General features: G+C 40.4%; 2 protein-coding genes and 2 pseudogenes. 3 read left to right on the top strand and 1 reads right to left on the bottom strand.

Translation table 11 applies throughout. The features are described 5' to 3' along the window. Positions 1-537 precede the first annotated feature (537 nt). Entirely contained in the window at positions 538-1,563 is a 1,026-nt protein-coding gene (gene murB, locus H5185_RS21500; RefSeq protein WP_404948365.1) for a UDP-N-acetylmuramate dehydrogenase, read from the top strand. Next, positions 1,556-2,518: a bifunctional biotin--[acetyl-CoA-carboxylase] ligase/biotin operon repressor BirA gene (gene birA / locus H5185_RS21495; RefSeq protein WP_182723880.1), complete on the top strand. Its 963-nt coding sequence runs from the start codon at positions 1,556-1,558 to the stop codon at positions 2,516-2,518. Before murB ends, birA begins: the two co-directional genes overlap by 8 nt. Positions 2,519-2,830: 312 nt before the next feature. Here birA and H5185_RS21490 read toward each other — a convergent pair. After that, a pseudogene (locus H5185_RS21490) lies at positions 2,831-3,103 on the bottom strand (type I pantothenate kinase); the annotation flags it as partial. Between H5185_RS21490 and H5185_RS21485 the strand changes: the two are divergent. Further along, positions 3,104-3,226 (top strand): annotated as a pseudogene (locus H5185_RS21485) (type I pantothenate kinase); the annotation flags it as partial.

The following is a 3,226-nucleotide window of genomic DNA, read 5'->3' as shown; positions in this document are numbered from 1 at the left end:
TACTGGCCACACTGACTAATTGCTTAGGTTTAAGGCACAAAACAAAAAGGCCACTCGAGTAGAGTGGCCTTGCTGTGTTCTTTGGCACCTAGAACTGACCTACTCTCGCATGGGCATACTGGCCAGTATGCCCATGTCAGAGTAGGTCATTTCTAGGCGCCTATTTGACTTGAAAGAGTCGTGAAACAGCCCGCTATTATGTAGCGGGCGTTTTACGTCTGCAATTTGTGCCTTAAACCTAAGCCATTGACCAGTGTTGATGATATGCCCATAAAAGAGTCGGTCATTAACAGGCTAAATTTGAGATCTACTAGAATAGCGATCATTCACAAGGTGGATCAATACAAGTTTATTAGTCATTGTTGACTGTAATTCACTCAGTTATCATTTGTTTTAAGTATAGCTCTGCAAACTGTGACATATATGATGGCTCTTCGATGTCTGATGACATTATTCACAGCATGTTTTTCCGGTTAATCATGGTAATTTATTATCTAATTCCCTGCTACAATAGCGTTATATTTTTGAATTTGATGTCTGTCTATGTCTATCTCCCTTACTGCATTAAACACACTCGGCCTCAATCAGCATTGCGCTTCTTTAGTTGAAGTCACTAGCAAAAATGAGCTAATCACTAGATGTATTGAGTTGTATCAACAACAAAACCCAATGCTTATACTTGGTGGCGGCAGTAACCTGGTATTTACTGATGACTTTCAGGGAACGGTTGTCAAGGTGAGTACTACGGGGATTGTGATTGATCAAGACGATGACTTTTATTATCTCACTGTACAAGCGGGAGAAAATTGGCATCACTTGGTTGAGTATTGCCTTTCGAGAGAGATTTATGGTTTAGAAAATATGGCCCTGATTCCTGGGACTGTTGGCGCCGCTCCTATACAAAATATTGGTGCTTATGGTGTTGAATTTAATCGGTTCTGTCATCAGATTCAGTTTTTACAACTGGATACCGGAAAGTTAGTCCATTTTGATAATGACCAATGTCAATTTGGCTATCGCGAGTCTATTTTTAAACAACAGCTTAAAAACTTAGCTGTTATCACTGAAGTGACTTTAAAGTTAGCTAAACAGTGGCAAGCCGTTACCAACTATGGTCCACTGCAACATTTAGATCCTGCAACTGTGACCGCGAGACAAATTTTTGATTGTGTGTGTCATGTTCGCCAATCTAAGCTACCTGATCCTAAAAAGTTAGGTAATGTGGGCAGTTTCTTTAAAAATCCTGTGGTATCAATAGATGTCTATAATACCCTTAAAACTCGTTATGCTGCTTTAGTGGGTTACCCACAAGGTGATGATCATTATAAACTTGCTGCCGGCTGGCTGATTGAGCAAGCTGGGTTGAAGGGCTTTAATATAGGTGATGCAGCGGTTCATCAAGAACAAGCTTTGGTTTTAGTTAACCTTGGTAATGCTTCAGGTAAAGAAGTATGCCAATTAGCGCTGTACGTCATCCAGACGGTTTTCAATAAGTTTGGCGTTAGATTACAACCTGAGCCAAGGATTCTGGGTTCTGCTGGGGAGATAGACATAAATGAATGAACATTGGTCTCGTAAACGTCAAATTTTAGCTTGTTTGCATCATGAGCATTTTGTTTCTGGTGAGGTGATAGCGCAGTCTCTATCGCTTACTCGGGCGGCGATTAATCAGCATATCGACGCATTAAAAGATTATGGCATTGAAATCTACAGCGTAAAGGGGAGAGGTTATAAGTTAGCGACGCCAATGTCCTTAGTAAATGAGTCAATTCTTGTCAATAATGTTGACGGCCGCTGTTTTTATTTTGATGAAACAACAAGCACTAATGCTTTTTTACTTGGACATACTAGTGAACTTAAATCGGGTGATATTTGCATCGCTGAATATCAATCTGCAGGCAGAGGTCGAAGAGGCAGGAAATGGTTGTCTCCCTACGGGCACCATATTTATGCATCCATGTTCTGGCGTTTACATAGCGATATTAGCAAAGCAAGTGGCTTAAGCTTAGTGGTTGGTTGTTCTATTGTTAAGGCTTTATCAGCGTTTGGGGTTGAGGGGCTAGGTTTAAAATGGCCGAATGACATTTATCTAGAACATAAAAAATTAGCAGGGATTTTAGTAGAAATAGCCCACTCATCTGCGCAACAAACCGAGCTTGTAATTGGTTTTGGCATTAATATGAGTATGTCTGCAGAACAAGGCGGGCTTATTGATCAGCCCTGGAGTGATCTCTCCAGTTTAATGAGTATGCCAGATAAAACCGAGCTATTGATCCAACTGCACAAAACCCTTAAAACTGATCTTCAGTTATTTGAGCAAAAAGGGTTGGGCGCTTTTTTGGATCGCTGGAATAAGTATGATTTATTTGCTAATCGCGATGTTTCATTAGTCATGGCACCCAATTGTGTGAACGGTATTTGTCGAGGCATTGATGATCAAGGTGCTTTATTGCTTGAAACTGACCAAGGTATTAAGCGCTATTTAGGTGGTGAAATCAGTCTTCGAGCAGCGACATAGGCAATAAGGATGTGGGTTATATAAGGTGAATTTTACAGCAATTTAGGCCTGCTGACGCCTGCCTAAGCCTGTAGGATGACGTTTTTCTACTCTATGAGACAATGAAATAACATGGTAGAAAGACTCAAATGCTGGCCGAAGGAGGCGACTAAACGGTTGTTTGTTATTTTTATACAATCGGTTGGTTATTTATAAGGTGTTTGCTTAGAATGACTAAGTGTCACACCTTATGGCGTACTTTTGAATATTGAGTGAGTCCGTTATCTCGAACAAGTCTTACTAAATAACGCCTAATAATAGGCGCATATCGTGTTATTTGCGCAGTAAAACCCGATCCATTAAGTGGTTGGGGCCTTTTTGTAAAATCAGGTGAGCTCGCTCGCGTGTCGGCTGAATATTTAATGATAAATTGGGGCCATTGATGGTATCCCAAATATTGGCAGCAATTACATTCGCTTCATCGTCGGTCAAAGAAGAGTAGTGATGAAAGAATGAGTTTGGGTCACTAAACGCCCCAGTTCTAAATTGCAAGAATCGTTGTTTATACCAATCTTTAAGCAATGACTCATCGGCATCAACATAAATCAAGCTATTCGCCAACCTGACATTTTGATTTTAGAAGGTTTAAATGTACTGCAAACGGGTTTAGATACCCCAATCGACACCAGAAGACCTTTTGTATCAGATTTTGTCGATTTCTCGATTTAT

This window comes from Shewanella sp. SG44-6 (assembly GCF_014164185.1).
Lineage (GTDB): Bacteria > Pseudomonadota > Gammaproteobacteria > Enterobacterales > Shewanellaceae > Shewanella > Shewanella vesiculosa.
This window is presented reverse-complemented; position numbering and strand designations above follow the sequence as displayed.

Bases quoted from the DNA above. Each gene is read 5' to 3' on its own strand.
- birA (WP_182723880.1), top strand. From the start codon at position 1,556: ATGAATGAACATTGGTCTCGTAAACGTCAAATTTTAGCTTGTTTGCAT.